A 14621-nucleotide genomic window follows, 5' to 3' on the forward strand; every position below is an offset into this window, starting at 1 on the left:
GTGGCGATGACACTGGAGGAGTTCCTCGTCGACCATCCCGTCGATCGGGCGACCGTCGACGCTCATAAGCAGCGCATGCTCGATGCGATCGAGCAACTCAGCGTCGAAGAGCGACTTCCGGGGTGCGCCTCCGAACCGGCCGAGTAGGCTCTCTCCCCCGATGAGCCGTGGCCGCTTGGCGTTGCTACTCGGCCGAGCGATCCAGGTCGACCTTCTCGTAGAAGGCCGCCATCGTCGGGTAGTCAATGTGCTCGTGCCGCGCCGTGCACGGGGGCGTGACCGGCCCACGCGCGAGCGTCTGTAACGTCGCTGCCCAAGTACGAAGCGCTTCGAAGTCGTGCTCACGCAGGCCATGCGACGGATGGATGTCGAGCAGCCACCGGTCGAGTGCCGGCGGCCCGCCGCGATGGTCGCCGTAGTGACGGTGGAGCCACTCGCGGTCGGCTCGTGTGATGTCGTCGTCGATCCAGACCCATGGCCTACCGGGAGCGTGGGCGTCGAGCCAGCCGGCGATGATGCAGGTCTTCCAGGAGCCCGAGTGGTGCGCGTGCTGGCCCCAGCGCTTCATCTCCGACCAGGGCAGCCGGATCACCGGCAGCTCGGGCAGCCCGAGCACCGGCGCGATGAGCTCGTTCGCCGTGTGCTCCCACGTCGTCGCCCAGACCAGATCGTAGACCTCCGCAAGCTGGCGCAGCTCATCTCCGTGGTCGGGCGAGAGGAGCACCGTCAGAGCCCCGGGACCGGCCCAGCCACGTGGGTACATCTCCTGGCGCTCGTACTGGTAGCGCCGCTCACCGGGCTTCACCTTCGGCTCGAGAAAACCCTTCTTAGTGATAAGGCGGTAGGGGTTGAGCGGCCCGTCGACGTCGAGCAGGAGCAGCGGCTTCTCACCTCTCACGGGCATCTCCGTCGGCGGCATGATCTCCTCCTCGTCGTACGACCGTATCTTCCTGCGAGAGCCGACTTGTGCAGATGTCGTCGAGACCTGAGCAGCGCGACGCCATCGGGGGGCGAAGGGCGGCCCGTAGCTCATGGAGCGTCGCACGTGAGTTGGGAGGTTCCAGGTAGAGCCAACGTCAGGCGCATTCGATACGTTGCACGTATGAACAGGCCCGTGAATGACCGGCAGCTGCAGGTCCTGCGGTGGATCGCCGACGGGTGCCCCGCGGGCAAGTGGTCCGCGGACGACAACGTGCACAAGATCAGTGCCGCCGCCCTGAAGTCGCGGGGCCTCGCGACCATCACCGGCCATGGCAGAACCTGGACCGCGACGATCACCGACGCGGGCACGCACTACCTGGAGCATGGGAGCTACCCGCCAAGCGACGACCCGCCGGTCGCGGTATCGGCTGTCAAGCGTTCACGTCGCGAGACACAGCCGAAGCTCGATCTGGGCGAGGGAGCGTCAGACACGCTCGCGGAGGCGAAGACCTTGATCCAGCAGCTCCAGGATCAAGGGCAGCTCACGGTCACCGACCCGGAGGAGTCGATCAGGGCCCGCTATCGTCGCGTGCTGCACGCCTGCAGAATCCATCACCTGGTGCCAGATGGACAAGAACTGCGCTTCACCGGGCGCGCCTCGGGCGACATCGTCATCATGCTCAGCAGCGGCTCCCCGGCGGACACCACAACCTGGGACCGCATCCGAACGACGGCGCGCACCGTCACGACGAATCTCGACGTGCTCCGCACCGCGTTGGAGAACACGTCGATCCTGAGCTCGATCAGCGAGACACTTCGCCCCCGCGCCATCGAGGTCGTGCTCGGTCTTGCCGAGGAGCTCCGCGCGCACGAGCTGAGGCTCGCGGTAAACCAAAAGCTAAAGACGCCGAAGCTGTTCATCCAGGTCGACACGCGCCGCCGGAACCTGGAGATCACCGAACTCCTGGACGAAGTGCCCCACATGCTCACGGACGCAGAGCAGCGAGAACTCCGGCGCTCGCCTTGGAAGCAGACCCCAAAGTTCGACAATGTGCCGTCCGGGCGGTTGCACCTCAAGATCGAACGAGACGGCTCGCACCAGGTCGACCTCGGTCGCCAGAGCTACACCTATGAACGCAACAGCGACCGCTGGTCCGACGACAAGAAGCCGCTCGAGACCCGAGTTGGCGAGATCGCGCGCGTGATCAAGGAGGGTGTCGTCGAGGACGTCGATGCGGCCGAGCGCGAGAAGCAACGACGTGCCGAGGCTCATGAAGCATTTCAACGAGAGAGGGCCGCCGAGCGGCGTGCATGGGAAGAGGTGCGCGAACGCGCTCGCGCAAAGGCCCTTCTCGTCCAGCGAGAGGTGATCTTCGCGCGAGCGTTCGAGAGCTGGCGAGGGGCGCAGGAGCTACGGGACTTCGCGAGCCAGCTCGAGACCGAAGCAACCGCGAAAGGGCTACTGGAAGATCGCCCCAGATTGCAGGAGTGGTTGGAATGGGCCCGTCGTCGCGCGGACGAGTTCGACCCGATGGTCAACCTCGCGCACCTCGACGACGGTGTCTTCGACGCGGAGCCATCGGCCAAGGACTTGCGACCGTACATGGAGGGCTGGGATCCCTCAGCGCCCCACAAGGACTACAGCATCGGTCGCGACTCGCACGAGCAACAGGCCCGACATTCGCCGGAGCCTCGGGCCTGGCACCCGGGTATGCGCGACCGGCCCAGCTGGTGGCGTCGCTAACGCAGGGTCTCAATCACGATGCGAAGCGGTTCCGCTCACCGCTGATACCACCCGGTTGACCTGGTGAGAAAGTGTCCGCCGCGGGCGATAGCCTCGCTCCATGGCATCCAGGTTGGCGTGATCGCCGGCGTTCCGGTGTCGTGAAGGCTGTCACGATGCTTGTCCTGTGTGGCTCGACTGAGAGGAGGCGCAGATGGCTGCGAAGAAGGACCTGTCCCCCGCCGCGCGCGACCTTCTGAAGTTGGTCAAGCAGCGCTACCTGAAGTCGAGGGACTTCAACGGGTTGCACATCCGTCCGAACCGAACCGGCCAGGAGGTGATCGATGCCGCGGTCGAGCTCGCGGAAGCCGGTCTCGTCCAGGTCGTCGGGCACGAGGACTACATGAACATCCACATCCGGCCATGGCCGTCGCGCCGGACCGTTGCCGCTCAGATCGAGGAGCTGCGCGAGCTTACCGAAGATGACTACGGCGTCGCGCTCTACCCGATGGCGAAGGCAATGAAGGGCGTGAAGCTCCCGAAGAAGTTCGAAGATGCTCCGTTCTCCCGAGCCATGGCTCGCGGCCGCTCGACGCTGGAACTGGCCTTCTTCAGCGCGGACGTGCTCGAGGGGTATCGCAACGACGCGCGGTTCCGGTTCGGCATGGGGGACTTCGGCATCAACTTCGGGCTGTCAGACGAGGCGTACGACGACAATCAGCCTGACAAGGACCACGTTGGGATGATGCATCTCGGCTTCGCATACGACATGAGTCAGTACGACCCTGAGGAGCCGGACTCCCCGATAGTTCGACGCGTCGCAGCGTTCTACGGCGATCTGAAGGACCTGACGCCCGAGCATCAGCAGCGGTGGGCCAGCTTCCAGGTCGAGGCCGACGACGTCGACCCCCATCCGGTCTGGTACGGCACGCAAATGGGCCGCTGGCCGGACGGCATCGGGCCGTTTGCCAGGCTGACTCAGGAGCTCGAGAACATCAACGACTTGTTCGAGAACGTCTGGGACGCGAAGCTCTTCAAGACCCATGAGCCGCCCGAGGACTTCGGGTGGATCCTGCGTGCAGATCAGCGCGAGTGGGACCACTTCATTCACTCGTTCGACAAGCTCTTGTCGGACAACATCGATGGCAAAGCGCTCGATAAGGCGGGAGTCCCCAAGAAGAACGCCGCCGGGCAGCCTCTGGGTACCCTCGTGCGGCTCGAGATGTTCATGACGATGAACCGCGTGGAAGCCGACAGGGCGAAGTGGGCACTCGCACCTCTACGTGAGGTGCGCGCCGCACGGCAGAAGCCCGCGCACGTCCTCCGCAGCAACGTGACCGACCGGACCTTCGTACGCAAGCAGAAACGCCTGATGCACGAAGTCGACGAGGTCCTGATCAACATCCGTCAATGGCTGGCCAGCCATCCGAAGAACCGCGATTGGAAGGAGCCTTGGCCCGACGCCAAGGACTACCCGATCTAGGAACGTTGCAGTCATGAACATGGGCCGCAGCGAGCCCGGGCTGCCGATACACGTGCCCAACGATGGAGTCGCGAGACGTGCTCCGAGCGCGCAGCCAGCTCTGGAAGTAGTCCGCGCGGCCGTTCCTGGCATGGTGAAGGCCCGCCCGACTCAGCAGCCAAAGACAGGAAGTGATAAGTTCCAGTAGCGGCAACCTGATCCCCGTTGTTCCGCGCGCAGGTCGGGATGATTCGCCGCTCGCTCCTGCTGCCCGCGCGATCTAGCGATCACTGAATGCCACCCACGCGCGCGCAGATCAGCGTTGCGCTCGACATCGCCGCCGGCGACGCACTCGACGCGCTCGTCGCCAACGGAGCTTCGATCGGCGATGCCGTGCGCGCCGCGATCGTCAGTGCGGCACATACGCATTTGGAAGTAGACCTCTGCAGCACCAACCAGTCCTCGTCTCGTGAAGCGCAACACGACGCACTGGCAAACAGTCCGGATCTGGCGAACAGGTCCATCGAGGTCCTCACCGCGAATCGCTCTGCGGCTCGATGCATCTACGACAGACTTGAGCGCATGGGCGCAGAGGCTGGCATATCGGCCGCACGAAAAGGCGGTCGTCCCTCGAAGTATCTGCTGAGCCGTCTTGCCCTGTGTGGCGTGTGCGACGCGCCTCTCCGTGTCGGCGCTCAGAACGGCCGCAGGCCTCGTGCACGCGGCTCGGTCGCTGAGCCGTCGAGGTACCGCGTCTACGAATGCCCTGGACAACCCGGCCAGACCGGATTCCACGTGTCCATGAGGCAGGAGCACCTCGACCAGATCATCACCGAGGCTGTGCTCGAACGGGTTGCACAGGAGAGTTTCCGAGTGCCGTCACGGCTGAAAGACGAGGCAGCTCGTGACGAGCACGAGGCGCTTCGACTCGAGATCGCAGGCCACCGGGCCTGGCTCCAAGAAGTACACGAAGAATACTCGCGACGAGGTCCGTCCAGCGACCTGTTGAAACCGCAACAGGACATCGTTCTCCCCAAGATCCAAGCAGCCCAACATCGGATGATCGAACTCGAGGCGCAGGACCCTCTCGTGACCGCGTTGTACAGAGCGTTCCCGGTCGCGGCACAGCTCTGGAAGCGGATGTCGATCGCTCAACAGCGACACGTCGTTCGTGCACTCGTCAATCCTCGGATCCATCCGATTGATCCGTCCGATCGAGGCTTGAGAGGAATCAACGAAGGTCGGGTTGAGCTCGTCTGGAGATGAACCAAGATCGTGAGTTAACAGGTGGGTCGGTTACAGTGAGAAGGTGGGTTCATAAACCGACCCTGACCGGGCGCTAACCTGGAGAAAGTGGCTGATCCGTTCTCGCGAATGCTCTCAGATGAGGCGCGCCGCTCACCGCGGTGAGGTGACTCAGCCCCGAGGCGAGCATCGCCGCGTTCAGCTCCTCGGAGACGGCCGTCGTGTCACCCACCGCGAGGCCGGGGAGCAGGCCGGCGCCGGGTTGCGGCAATCGTGTCGCTCGGGCGACGAACGCGGCGCGGGTGCCGGCCGCGACCGCGAACACGCCGGATGCGGGTGCCAGCACCTCCGCATCGGCACCGAAGACGACCAGTCCGGCCCGCTCCGCCGGCTCAGTGGCCTTCGCCTGACCGGTCACTCGCAGCCGTGCGCCCATGTCGACGCCATCGATCGGATCCACGCCCACCCGCACCGGGGCGCGCAGCGGCCGCATCGCATCCGGCGCGCCGAGCGCAACGGTCTCCGCGTCGAACCAGAGGCGCCCGTCGGAGCCCACCGACGCCGAGGAGGACACCTCCACGACGGCCTCCACCGCACGCCCGTCCGATTGCGCGAGCACCGCTCTCCGAGGCTGCGCCCCGGCGACGGCGAGACCCACCGCGCAGCAGCAGACCAGCACGAGCACGACCAGCCCGTTCGCACGCTGCCGTGTGAGCCGTCGCACGACGACGTACGACACGGCTCCCGCCCCGCATGCACCGGCCAGCGCAAGCGCCAGCGGCGGAAGGTGGATGCACATCAGCGCGACCGCCCAGAGGACGACCGCCAGCAGGCTCGTGCGCAGGTCCTTCACACCCGCACCTTCTCGCGCACGCCCGCGAGCAGCTTCTCCCCGATGCCCGGCACGGCGAGCAGATCCTCGACGGCGCGGAACCGGCCGTTCTCCTCGCGCCAGTCGAGGATGCGCTGCGCCAGCGCCGGCCCGATCCGCGGCAGCGTCTCCAGGTCGGCCTGGGACGCCGCGTTCAGGTCCACCCGGCCGTCAGAATCCACCGCCGAATCGGACGACGCGCCCGTTGCGCCCTGCTGACCCTGCGCGGGCACGACGATCTGCTCGCCGTCGCTGAGGGGACGCGCCAGATTTACCGCCTTCAGATCCGCGGCGTCGAGGGCGCCGCCCGCGGCCGCAAGCGCATCGACCAGCCGGGCGTCCGTCTCCAGGATGTACAGTCCGGGGTGCGCGACTTCGCCCAGCACGTGCACGTAGAGCCCACCGCCCTCGTCGACGCTGACCTCGCCCGACGACACGGAGTCATCGAGCCCGAGCGCCTCCACGGGCGCCGCCTGGCCGCGCAGGATGCCCCATCCCACCGCGGCGGAGAGCACCACCAGGCCCAGGGTGACGGCCGCGCCGACGCCGAGCCGCAGCCGCGGCCTGGCCGGCGCGTCTGTCGGTTCTGAAGGGGGCACGTCGTCACGCTACGCATCCCGCATCCGTCCGGAAGGCGCGGGCCCGGCAGATGTGGAGAACTCCCGCACATCGCCGGATGTGCAGGAGTTCTCGAGGTGTCTGGTCAGCCCTTGACGGCGAAGTTCACGATCTTCGGTGCACGCACGATCACCCGCACGATCTCCTTGCCCTCCAGGGCGCGCTGCACCTTCTCGTCCGCGCGGGCGGCGGCCTCGAGATCGGCCTCGGAGATGTCGGCGGGCACATCGATCGTCGCGCGCACCTTGCCGTTCACCTGCACGGCCGTGGTGACGGTGTCCTCCACGAGCAGCGCGGGGTCGGCATCCGGCCACGGCACGGCGCTGACCGAAGGCTCGTGTCCCAGACGCGCCCACAGCTCTTCGGCGGTGTGCGGTGCGATGGGTTCGAGCAGCAGCGCCACCGTCTCGGCGGCCTCGCGCACGGCGGGATCCGACGCGCCGGCACCCGCGTCGATCGTCTTGCGGATGCCGTTCACCAGCTCCATCAGGCGTGCGACGAGCACGTTGAACTTCGTCTGCTCGAGCAGACCGGGAGCATCGGCGAGCAGGCGGTGGGTGATGCGGCGCAGCGCCGCGTCACCGATCGCCGCGTCGGCGCCCACGGCGCTCGACGTCTCGTCTGCGGCTCGCAGGGCACGAGCGAGGAACTTGTGCGCGCCGGCGATCGAGACGCCGTTCCACTCCTTGTCGTCCTCGACCGGTCCGGCGAACGCCAGGCCGAGCCTCAGCGCGTCGGCGCCGTACTGGCCCAGCAGGTCGGAGAGCTCGACGAGGTTGCCCTTGCTCTTGGACATCTTCGCGCCGTCCATGATGACCATGCCCTGATTGACGAGGTTCGAGAACGGCTCCTCGAACTCGATCACCCCCAGGTCGAAGAGCACCTTGGTGATGAACCGCGCGTACAACAGGTGCAGGATCGCGTGCTCCACGCCGCCGAAGTAGCCGTCCACCGGCGCCCAGCGCTTCGCCTCGGCCGGATCGAACGCGAACTCGTCGCTGTTCGGCGACAGGAAGCGCAGGAAGTACCACGAGCTGTCGACGAAAGTGTCCATGGTGTCCGGGTCGCGCAGCGCGGGCTCCCCTGAGGCCGGATCGACCGTGCGCACCCACGACTCCGCCGCACCCAGCGGGGACGTGCCCTTGGGCCGCAGGTCCAGGCCCTCCACGCTCGGCAGCTTCACCGGCAGCCGGTCCTCGGGGACGGGGACCACGGATCCATCCTGCAGGTGCAGCATCGGGATGGGCGTGCCCCAGAACCGCTGGCGTGAGATCAGCCAGTCGCGCAGACGGTAGTTCTTCGCCGCGCGGCCGGTGCCGTCGGCCTCCATGCGTGCGATGGTCGCCGCGATGGCGGCATCCTTGTCCATCCCGTCCAGCTCGCCCGAGCCGGTCATCCGTCCGCTGCCGACCAGTGCCTTACCGGTGGTCGCGGGGTCGAGCTCGGCGAGATCCTCGCCGTCGTCCGCTCCACCCGAAACGGTCGTGTCGACGACGACCCTGACGGGCAGGTCGAAGGCGCGGGCGAAGTCCAGATCGCGCTGGTCGTGCGCGGGCACCGCCATGACGGCGCCATGGCCGTAGTCCGCGAGCACGTAGTCGGCGGCCCAGATCGGCAGCAGCTCGCCGTTGACCGGGTTGACGGCATGGCGCTCCAGGAACACGCCGGTCTTCGGGTGGTCGGTCGACTGCCGCTCGATCTCGGTCTGCTTCTGGACGGTGTCGAGGTAGTCCTGGAACCGCATCCGCACCTCGGCCGATGCGCCGGCGGCCAGTTCGGCGGCCAGGTCCGAGTCGGGCGCGACCACGAAGAACGTCGCGCCGTGCAGCGTGTCGGGGCGCGTGGAGAACACCGTGACGGGCTCCTCACGGCCCTCGATGCGGAAATCGACGTCGGCGCCGGTGGAACGGCCGATCCAGTTGCGCTGCATCTGCAGCACCTTGTGCGGCCAGTGGCCCTCCAGGGCGTCCAGGTCATCGAGCAGCCGGTCGGCGTAGTCGGTGATCTTGAAGTACCACTGCGTGAGCTTCTTCTTGACGACCTCGGCGCCGCAGCGCTCGCAGCGCCCGTCGACGACCTGCTCGTTGGCCAGCACGGTCTGGTCGTTCGGGCACCAGTTGACGGCGCTCTTCTTGCGGTACGCCAGGCCCCGCTCGTACAGCTTCAGGAACAGCCACTGGTTCCAGCGGTAGTACTCCGGGTCGGAGGTGTGCAGCACGCGCGACCAGTCGTAAGACATCCCGTAGCCGCGGAAGCCGGCCTTGTGCTGGTCGATGTTCTTGTAGGTCCACTCGCGCGGGTCCGCGCCGCGCTTGATCGCCGCGTTCTCGGCGGGCAGGCCGAAGGAGTCCCAGCCGATCGGATTCAGGACGTTGTGCCCGCGGTGGCGCCAGTAGCGCGCCACGATGTCGGGGTACAGATAGTTGATCGCGTGCCCCATGTGCAGGTCACCCGAGGGGTAGGGGAACATCCCCAGGATGTACTTGCGCGGACGCTCGTCGTCGGCCCCGCCCGCGAGGAAGGTCTCGTTCTGCGCCCAGTACTGCTGCCACTTGCTCTGGATGTCGTGCGCCGACATCGCCTCGGTGGACTCGGCGGTGGACTCTGCGGGATGCTCGGACAAGGAACGGCCAATCTGACGCTGCGGGACGGCCCGGAAATCGGGTCCTTCCAGGTTATCGCGACTGGACGACGGCCGCCCACTCGCCGGGCACCGTCGCACCCAGCGCCGCCAGTGGCGCGCGCGCCTTCACCGCGACCTCCGCAGCCTCGGCCGCCGGTTCCGAGAGCCAGGTGATCCCCCCGCCCGCCCCCACGTAGGCGATGTCGTCCTCGACGACGATCGAGCGGATGACCATCGCCAGATCGAGCCTGCCGTCGAGGCCGACGTGCCCGAAGCACCCCGAGTAGATGCCACGGGGCACCTTCTCGAAGGCGTGCAGCAGCGTCATCGCCGAGAGCTTCGGCGCGCCGGTCATGCTCCCGGCCGGGAACGCGGCGTCGCTCAGGTCTCCGACGGTGACGCCCTCTCGCAGTCGCACACTGACGGTGCTGACCAGCTGATGCACGGCCGGATACGACTCCACCTCCCACAGCCGCTCCACCTGGATCGTGCCGGGGACGCCGACGTGCGACAGGTCGTTGCGCATGAGGTCGACGATCATGACGTTCTCGGCGCGCTCCTTGACATCGGTGCGCAGCTCCTCGGCGAGCCGCACGTCGTCCTCGGCGGTCGCGCCCCGAGGCCTGGTCCCCTTGATGGGGCTGGTGGATGCGACGCCGCCCTCGACCGCGAGGAACTGCTCGGGGCTCGCGCTGAGCAGGTGCCGGCCACCGATGCGGATGTAGCCGCCGTGGTGTGCGGGTGTGACGGTGCGCAGGCGGCGGTACACGTCGATCGGATGCTCGGGGCGCGGCACCGTGAACCGTGTGGTCAGGCACAGCTGATACGCGTCCCCGCGCTCGATCGCGGCACGGCACTCCTCGACGAGACCGATGTACCCGGCGACGTCGTGCCGTGCCGTGGCAGGGCGAGCGACGCTTGCCGGCTCGAGCACCGGCGCGGGCGCACCTGGATGCAGGACCTCCTGCACACGAGCGCGCCATCGGTCGACGTCACCTGCCGGAGCCAGCGCGAAGGCGCGCCCCGCGGCGTGGTCCACGGCGACCGCACGGGAGACCTGCATCCACGCACCCGAGGGAACCGAACCGGCGACCGGCGCGCCCAGCGCTGCGGCGCCGAGCTCGTAGTCGAGCCAGCCCACCCATCCGCCGGCGAACGGCAGCTCAGTCGTCGTGTCCGGGCGGGCCGCGGTCAGCGGAACGGACCGCACCGCCGCGGGATCCGGCTCCTCATCGCCTGCGCCCAGGATGCTCCAGCCGTCCGCGGCGCCGTCTCCCGCATCCAGCCAGAAGGCCGCCTGCTCGTCGGCGAACAGGCGGAGGAAGAGGCTCTCGGCGTCGACGGCTCCCTCCAGAGGACGGACGGCGAGCGGGCGCGGTGCAGGCACCTTCACAGCGTAGAGCGCGCAGGCAGGCCCTACGCTCATGGTGTGGATGACTTCGTGTCCTGGGCGATCGAGGCCGTGCGGTCCGTCGATCCCGTGCTGCGCACCGTGCTCGCCGCCGTCGCGATCATGCTCGAGACCAGCATCCTCGTCGGGCTGGTCGTACCCGGCGACACCGTCGTGCTGGTCGCCGCCATCGGCGTCACCTCGTGGGCGCAGGGCATCGTGCTGGGCGCAGCGGTCATCGTGGGCGCGCTGATCGGCGAATCGCTCGGTTTCTGGCTGGGTCGCTGGGCGGGCCCGCACATCCGCTCGTCGTGGCTGGGCAGGCGCATCGGCGAGGATCACTGGGAACGATCGGAGCGCTACCTCCGGCGCCGCGGCGGCATCGCCATCTTCCTCTCCCGCTTCCTGCCCGTGCTGCATTCGCTCGTACCGCTGACCGTCGGCATGAGCGGGTACGCCTACCGCCGGTTCATCGCGTGGACTCTGCCCGCCTGCACGCTGTGGGCGACGATCTACGTCGGGCTCGCCGCGGGAGCCGCCGGCAGCTTTCAGGAGCTCTCCCAGCGCGTGCACTACGCCGGATACGTGTTCGTGGGCGTGATCGCCCTGCTGCTGGTCGGGCTGTTCGTCGCGAAGAAGGTCATCGCCCGGCGCGAGGCGCGTCACATGACGGATGAGCCCCACGCGGAACCGTGAAAGACTGGAGGCGATGTCCCCAGCCACAGCGGCCAAGATCCACTGGTTCGCTCGCCTTGAGCACCGCTTCCACGTCTGGCGCGAACGCCGCGCCCGCCGACGCGGGCGTTCGGCGACCGTCGTCCCGTTCCCGGGCTACGGCGGCACCGGCTGGATTCGCGTCGTCGGCCGCGTGCTGATCGTCCCACCGCCGAAGGGTTCACGGGGCGAGGGCACCGGCGTGCGCGGATGGCGCGCTTTCGTCGGCATCCCGGTCAGCTTCGCCTCGGTGCAGGTGCATCTCGGCGGCCGCACGCACGACGTGGTCGCCGACCGCGGCGGTGTGATCGACACGGTGATCGACGCGGACCTCGAGCCCGGCTGGCAGACCTTCACGATGTCGGTCGAGGGGCGCGAACCTGTCGAGGCCACGGTGTTCGTCGTCGCCGAGGGAGAGCGCTTCGGCGTGGTCTGCGACGTCGACGACACCGTCATGGTCACCGCACTGCCGCGTCCGTTCATCGCCGCGTGGAACTCCTTCGTGCTCAACGAGCACGCGCGCACGCCGGTGCCCGGCATGGCGGTGCTGCTCGAACAGCTGCGGCGCGACCACCCGGGCGCGCCGATGATCTATCTCTCCACCGGCGCCTGGAACATCGCGCCGACCCTGCGCCGGTTCCTCAGCCGCAATCTGTTCCCCGCCGGTGCCATGCTGCTCACCGACTGGGGCCCCACGCACGATCGCTGGTTCCGCAGCGGCCGTGAGCACAAGACGGGCAATCTGCGCCGCCTCGCGCAACAGTTCCCCGATGTGCGATGGCTGCTGATCGGCGACGACGGCCAGCACGACGAGGCGATCTATTCGCAGTTCCTGGACGAGCATCCGGAAGCGGTCGCCGGCGTCGCCATCCGTCGCCTGCTCCCCGCCGAGGCTGTTCTGGCCGGTGGCCGGGCCTCGGTCGAGCACACCGCCGACGAAGTGCCGTGGGTCAGCGCCGAGGACGGCGCGGGACTGCGCGACCGACTGGGCGAGGCCGGCATCATCGACGCGAAGCCATGACCGTTTCGGCCAGTCCTGCCCTCTCCCGCACGGAGTGGACGTCGCGCGCGCAGGCGCACGCCGAGCGCGCGGATGCTCTCACCGCCGCGCACCGCGAACGCGCTGCACGAGGCGAGAAGCATCCGGTCTGGGACTTCCTGTTCACCTACTACGCCTACAAGCCGGCCGTGCTGCGGCGCTGGCATCCGGGTGCCGGCGTGGCTCTGACCGGAGCCGAGGAGCGCGCGGGATGGCGCTGGTACTCCCCCGCCGCCGGCGGTGTCGCTCCCGATGCCGCCCTGTTCCGAGCCGACAAGCCCCAGCTCGCTGACCTCGTGGAACGGATGCTGCGCCGCACCGCCTCTCGTCCCGCACAGTTCGGATGCTTCGGCCTGCACGAATGGGCGATGGTCTACCGCGACCAGGAGCACCGACATCCCGTCCCGCTGCGCCTCGGCCAGGCGGGAACGGATGCCGTGGTCGAGGCGAACGACCTGCGCTGCACCCATTTCGACGCCTTCCGCTTCTTCACCGGCGCCGCCGCGCCGCGCAACAGGCAGGTGCTCACGCGCGACACGCAGCCCGAGCTCGAGCAGCCCGGATGCCTGCACGCGGGCATGGACCTGTACAAGTGGGCGGTGAAACTCGGACCGCTCGTGCCCGGAGAGCTGCTGCTCGACGCCTTCGAGCTGGCACGCGACATCCGCCTGCTGGACATGCAGGCGGCCCCCTACGACCTCTCCGCCTGGGGCGTGCTCCCCGTGCTCATCGAGGACCCGGAGGGCAAGGCCGAGTACGTACGGCGTCAGCGCGCCTTCGCGGAGCGCGGTGCGGCGCTGCGCGCACGGATGCTCGAGGCCTGGCTCGGCGCCGCGGCATCCGACGCGGCTTAGCCCGACAGCTGCATCCGCAGCTCCATCACGCGTTCCGCGGCGTCTCTGAGCCTCTCCGCCGGAAGTGTGCCCTCGTCGACCGCTCGGGCGATGCCTGCCGCCATGTCGTGCGCGGTCTGCGCGCTGGAGCCCGCGATCATGAGCACCATGTCGTTCCCTGCGCCGATCGACGCCACGGCGTTCGCCACCGGGTCCCGGTACGCCGCGACGCCGGAGGAGCTGAGCATGCCCAGGTCGTCGGTGATCATCACGCCGTCGAATCCGAGCTCTTCGCGGGCGATGGCGTGCCAGCGGGCGGAGAGCGACGCCGGGGCGTCGTCGACCGACGTGTAGGCGAGATGTCCGAACATCAGCAGTTCGGCGCCCGCGTCGATGCCGGCCTGGAAGGGCGTCGCGTCGGCGGCGCGCCACTGCGACAGCGTCATCCCGGATGACGGGACGCTGTGGTGTGAGTCGCCCGGCGCGGCGCCGTGGCCCGGGAAGTGCTTGAGAGTGGAGAGCACGGTCCCCCGCTCGCCCTCGACGGCGGCGGCGACGCGCGCGGCGGCCGAGTCCGCGTCTGCGCCCAGCGCCCGGGACGAGATGAACGACGACGAGTCCATCGGCACGTCGGCGACGATGCCGAAGTTGACCTGGGCGCCGGCCTCGGCGATGAGCTTCGCCCGCTGCGCGAACACATCGCGGGTACGTTCGGGGGTCTCGGCCTGCAGGGCACGTCCTCCGGGCAGGTCGTCCCAGGGCAGCCGCGAGACGACGCCGCCCTCCTGGTCGATCGCGATCAGCGGGGGCAGTGACGCGTCGAGCGTGAGCGCGTCCGCCACGGCCCTCACCTGCGCGGCGTCGCCCGGAACATTCGCGCCCATCAGGATGAACCCGCCCAGCGCCGCTCCATCGGGCCCCGACGCCATGTACGCGCGCAGCGTCGCCGGGTCGGTGCTGGGCACGTGCCCCATCACGACGCTCGCCGCCTGCTCTGCCGTGCTCATCTCCGCGACCGCGGCCGCGGCGGGTTCGACGGTCGGCGTGGGCGTCGGCGTGGGCGTCGACGCCGTCGGACTCGACGCCACGGTCGGTGCGGGTGCGGGCGCGCAACCCACGAGCAGAGCCACGGCGGCGACCGCGGCCAGGCCGCTCTGAAGCATCCTGCGCATGCCAGCGACG

At 68.5% G+C, this 14621-nt stretch carries 13 protein-coding genes; 7 read left to right on the forward strand and 6 right to left on the reverse strand.

Annotated features, from left to right (window positions below; genetic code table 11):
• Entirely contained in the window at nt 1-147 is a 147-nt protein-coding gene (locus tag ACFWHT_RS08865; RefSeq protein ID WP_378827447.1) for a hypothetical protein, read from the forward strand.
• Between the two features lie 37 nt (nt 148-184).
• Here ACFWHT_RS08865 and ACFWHT_RS08870 read toward each other — a convergent pair whose 3' ends face one another.
• Complete coding sequence (locus tag ACFWHT_RS08870; RefSeq protein ID WP_378827449.1) at nt 185-919, reverse strand: HAD domain-containing protein; 735 nt, start codon at nt 917-919, stop codon at nt 185-187.
• Between the two features lie 195 nt (nt 920-1114).
• Here ACFWHT_RS08870 and ACFWHT_RS08875 point away from each other — a divergent pair, with 195 nt between their 5' ends.
• The 3 genes from ACFWHT_RS08875 to ACFWHT_RS08885 all read left to right on the forward strand — a co-directional run bounded on the left by ACFWHT_RS08875 (nt 1115) and on the right by ACFWHT_RS08885 (nt 5372).
• A complete protein-coding gene (locus ACFWHT_RS08875) occupies nt 1115-2665 on the forward strand; it encodes a hypothetical protein (RefSeq protein ID WP_378827451.1) in 1551 nt (516 codons plus the stop codon).
• 193 nt (nt 2666-2858) lie between these two features.
• The gene (locus ACFWHT_RS08880) at nt 2859-4127 is read left to right on the forward strand and encodes a hypothetical protein (RefSeq protein ID WP_378827453.1); all 1269 of its coding nucleotides are present in this window, start codon (nt 2859-2861) and stop codon (nt 4125-4127) included.
• A gap of 273 nt (nt 4128-4400) precedes the next feature.
• Nucleotides 4401-5372, forward strand: a complete 972-nt coding sequence (locus ACFWHT_RS08885) for a zinc ribbon domain-containing protein (protein WP_378827455.1) — start codon at nt 4401-4403, stop codon at nt 5370-5372.
• A 73-nt stretch (nt 5373-5445) separates the two neighbouring features.
• On the opposite strand, the gene ACFWHT_RS08890 is transcribed toward ACFWHT_RS08885, so the two are convergent.
• The 4 genes from ACFWHT_RS08890 to ACFWHT_RS08905 all read right to left on the reverse strand — a co-directional run bounded on the left by ACFWHT_RS08890 (nt 5446) and on the right by ACFWHT_RS08905 (nt 10850).
• On the reverse strand, nt 5446-6204 hold the full coding sequence (locus tag ACFWHT_RS08890; RefSeq protein WP_378827457.1) for a DUF4131 domain-containing protein: 759 nt from the start codon (nt 6202-6204) through the stop codon (nt 5446-5448).
• On the reverse strand, nt 6201-6821 hold the full coding sequence (locus ACFWHT_RS08895) for a ComEA family DNA-binding protein (RefSeq protein WP_378827459.1): 621 nt from the start codon (nt 6819-6821) through the stop codon (nt 6201-6203). Before ACFWHT_RS08895 ends, ACFWHT_RS08890 begins: the two co-directional genes overlap by 4 nt.
• Nucleotides 6822-6925: 104 nt before the next feature.
• Nucleotides 6926-9418 (reverse strand): leucine--tRNA ligase, encoded by a 2493-nt coding sequence (gene leuS / locus ACFWHT_RS08900; RefSeq protein ID WP_378827963.1) that lies wholly within the window; start codon nt 9416-9418, stop codon nt 6926-6928.
• A gap of 97 nt (nt 9419-9515) precedes the next feature.
• On the reverse strand, nt 9516-10850 hold the full coding sequence (locus ACFWHT_RS08905) for an anthranilate synthase component I family protein (protein ID WP_378827461.1): 1335 nt from the start codon (nt 10848-10850) through the stop codon (nt 9516-9518).
• Between the two features lie 42 nt (nt 10851-10892).
• On the opposite strand from ACFWHT_RS08905, the gene ACFWHT_RS08910 reads away from it, so the two are divergent.
• Genes ACFWHT_RS08910 through ACFWHT_RS08920 form a run of 3 tightly spaced genes read left to right on the forward strand, consistent with a single transcriptional unit; the run spans nt 10893 to nt 13460 of the window.
• A complete protein-coding gene (locus ACFWHT_RS08910) occupies nt 10893-11549 on the forward strand; it encodes a DedA family protein (protein ID WP_378827463.1) in 657 nt (218 codons plus the stop codon).
• 13 nt (nt 11550-11562) lie between these two features.
• Nucleotides 11563-12588, forward strand: coding sequence for an App1 family protein (locus ACFWHT_RS08915; RefSeq protein WP_378827465.1), 1026 nt, complete (start codon nt 11563-11565; stop codon nt 12586-12588).
• On the forward strand, nt 12585-13460 hold the full coding sequence (locus tag ACFWHT_RS08920) for a 3-methyladenine DNA glycosylase (RefSeq protein WP_378827466.1): 876 nt from the start codon (nt 12585-12587) through the stop codon (nt 13458-13460). Before ACFWHT_RS08915 ends, ACFWHT_RS08920 begins: the two co-directional genes overlap by 4 nt.
• Here the strand turns inward: ACFWHT_RS08920 and ACFWHT_RS08925 are convergent.
• Nucleotides 13457-14611: a glycoside hydrolase family 3 N-terminal domain-containing protein gene (locus tag ACFWHT_RS08925; RefSeq protein WP_378827469.1), complete on the reverse strand. Its 1155-nt coding sequence runs from the start codon at nt 14609-14611 to the stop codon at nt 13457-13459. The two genes, ACFWHT_RS08920 and ACFWHT_RS08925, sit on opposite strands and share 4 nt — an antisense overlap.
• Nucleotides 14612-14621 lie beyond the last annotated feature (10 nt).

Source organism: Microbacterium sp. NPDC058342 (genome assembly GCF_042723935.1).
GTDB lineage: Bacteria > Actinomycetota > Actinomycetes > Actinomycetales > Microbacteriaceae > Microbacterium.

Coding starts and splice junctions, on each gene's coding strand:
- ACFWHT_RS08885 (WP_378827455.1), top strand. CDS start 4,401: ATGCCACCCACGCGCGCGCAGATCAGCGTTGCGCTCGACATCGCCGCC.
- ACFWHT_RS08920 (WP_378827466.1), top strand. CDS start 12,585: ATGACCGTTTCGGCCAGTCCTGCCCTCTCCCGCACGGAGTGGACGTCG.
- ACFWHT_RS08870 (WP_378827449.1), bottom strand. CDS start 919: ATGCCGCCGACGGAGATGCCCGTGAGAGGTGAGAAGCCGCTGCTCCTG.
- ACFWHT_RS08925 (WP_378827469.1), bottom strand. CDS start 14,611: ATGCGCAGGATGCTTCAGAGCGGCCTGGCCGCGGTCGCCGCCGTGGCT.
- ACFWHT_RS08880 (WP_378827453.1), top strand. CDS start 2,859: ATGGCTGCGAAGAAGGACCTGTCCCCCGCCGCGCGCGACCTTCTGAAG.
- ACFWHT_RS08915 (WP_378827465.1), top strand. CDS start 11,563: ATGTCCCCAGCCACAGCGGCCAAGATCCACTGGTTCGCTCGCCTTGAG.
- leuS (WP_378827963.1), bottom strand. CDS start 9,418: ATGTCGGCGCACGACATCCAGAGCAAGTGGCAGCAGTACTGGGCGCAG.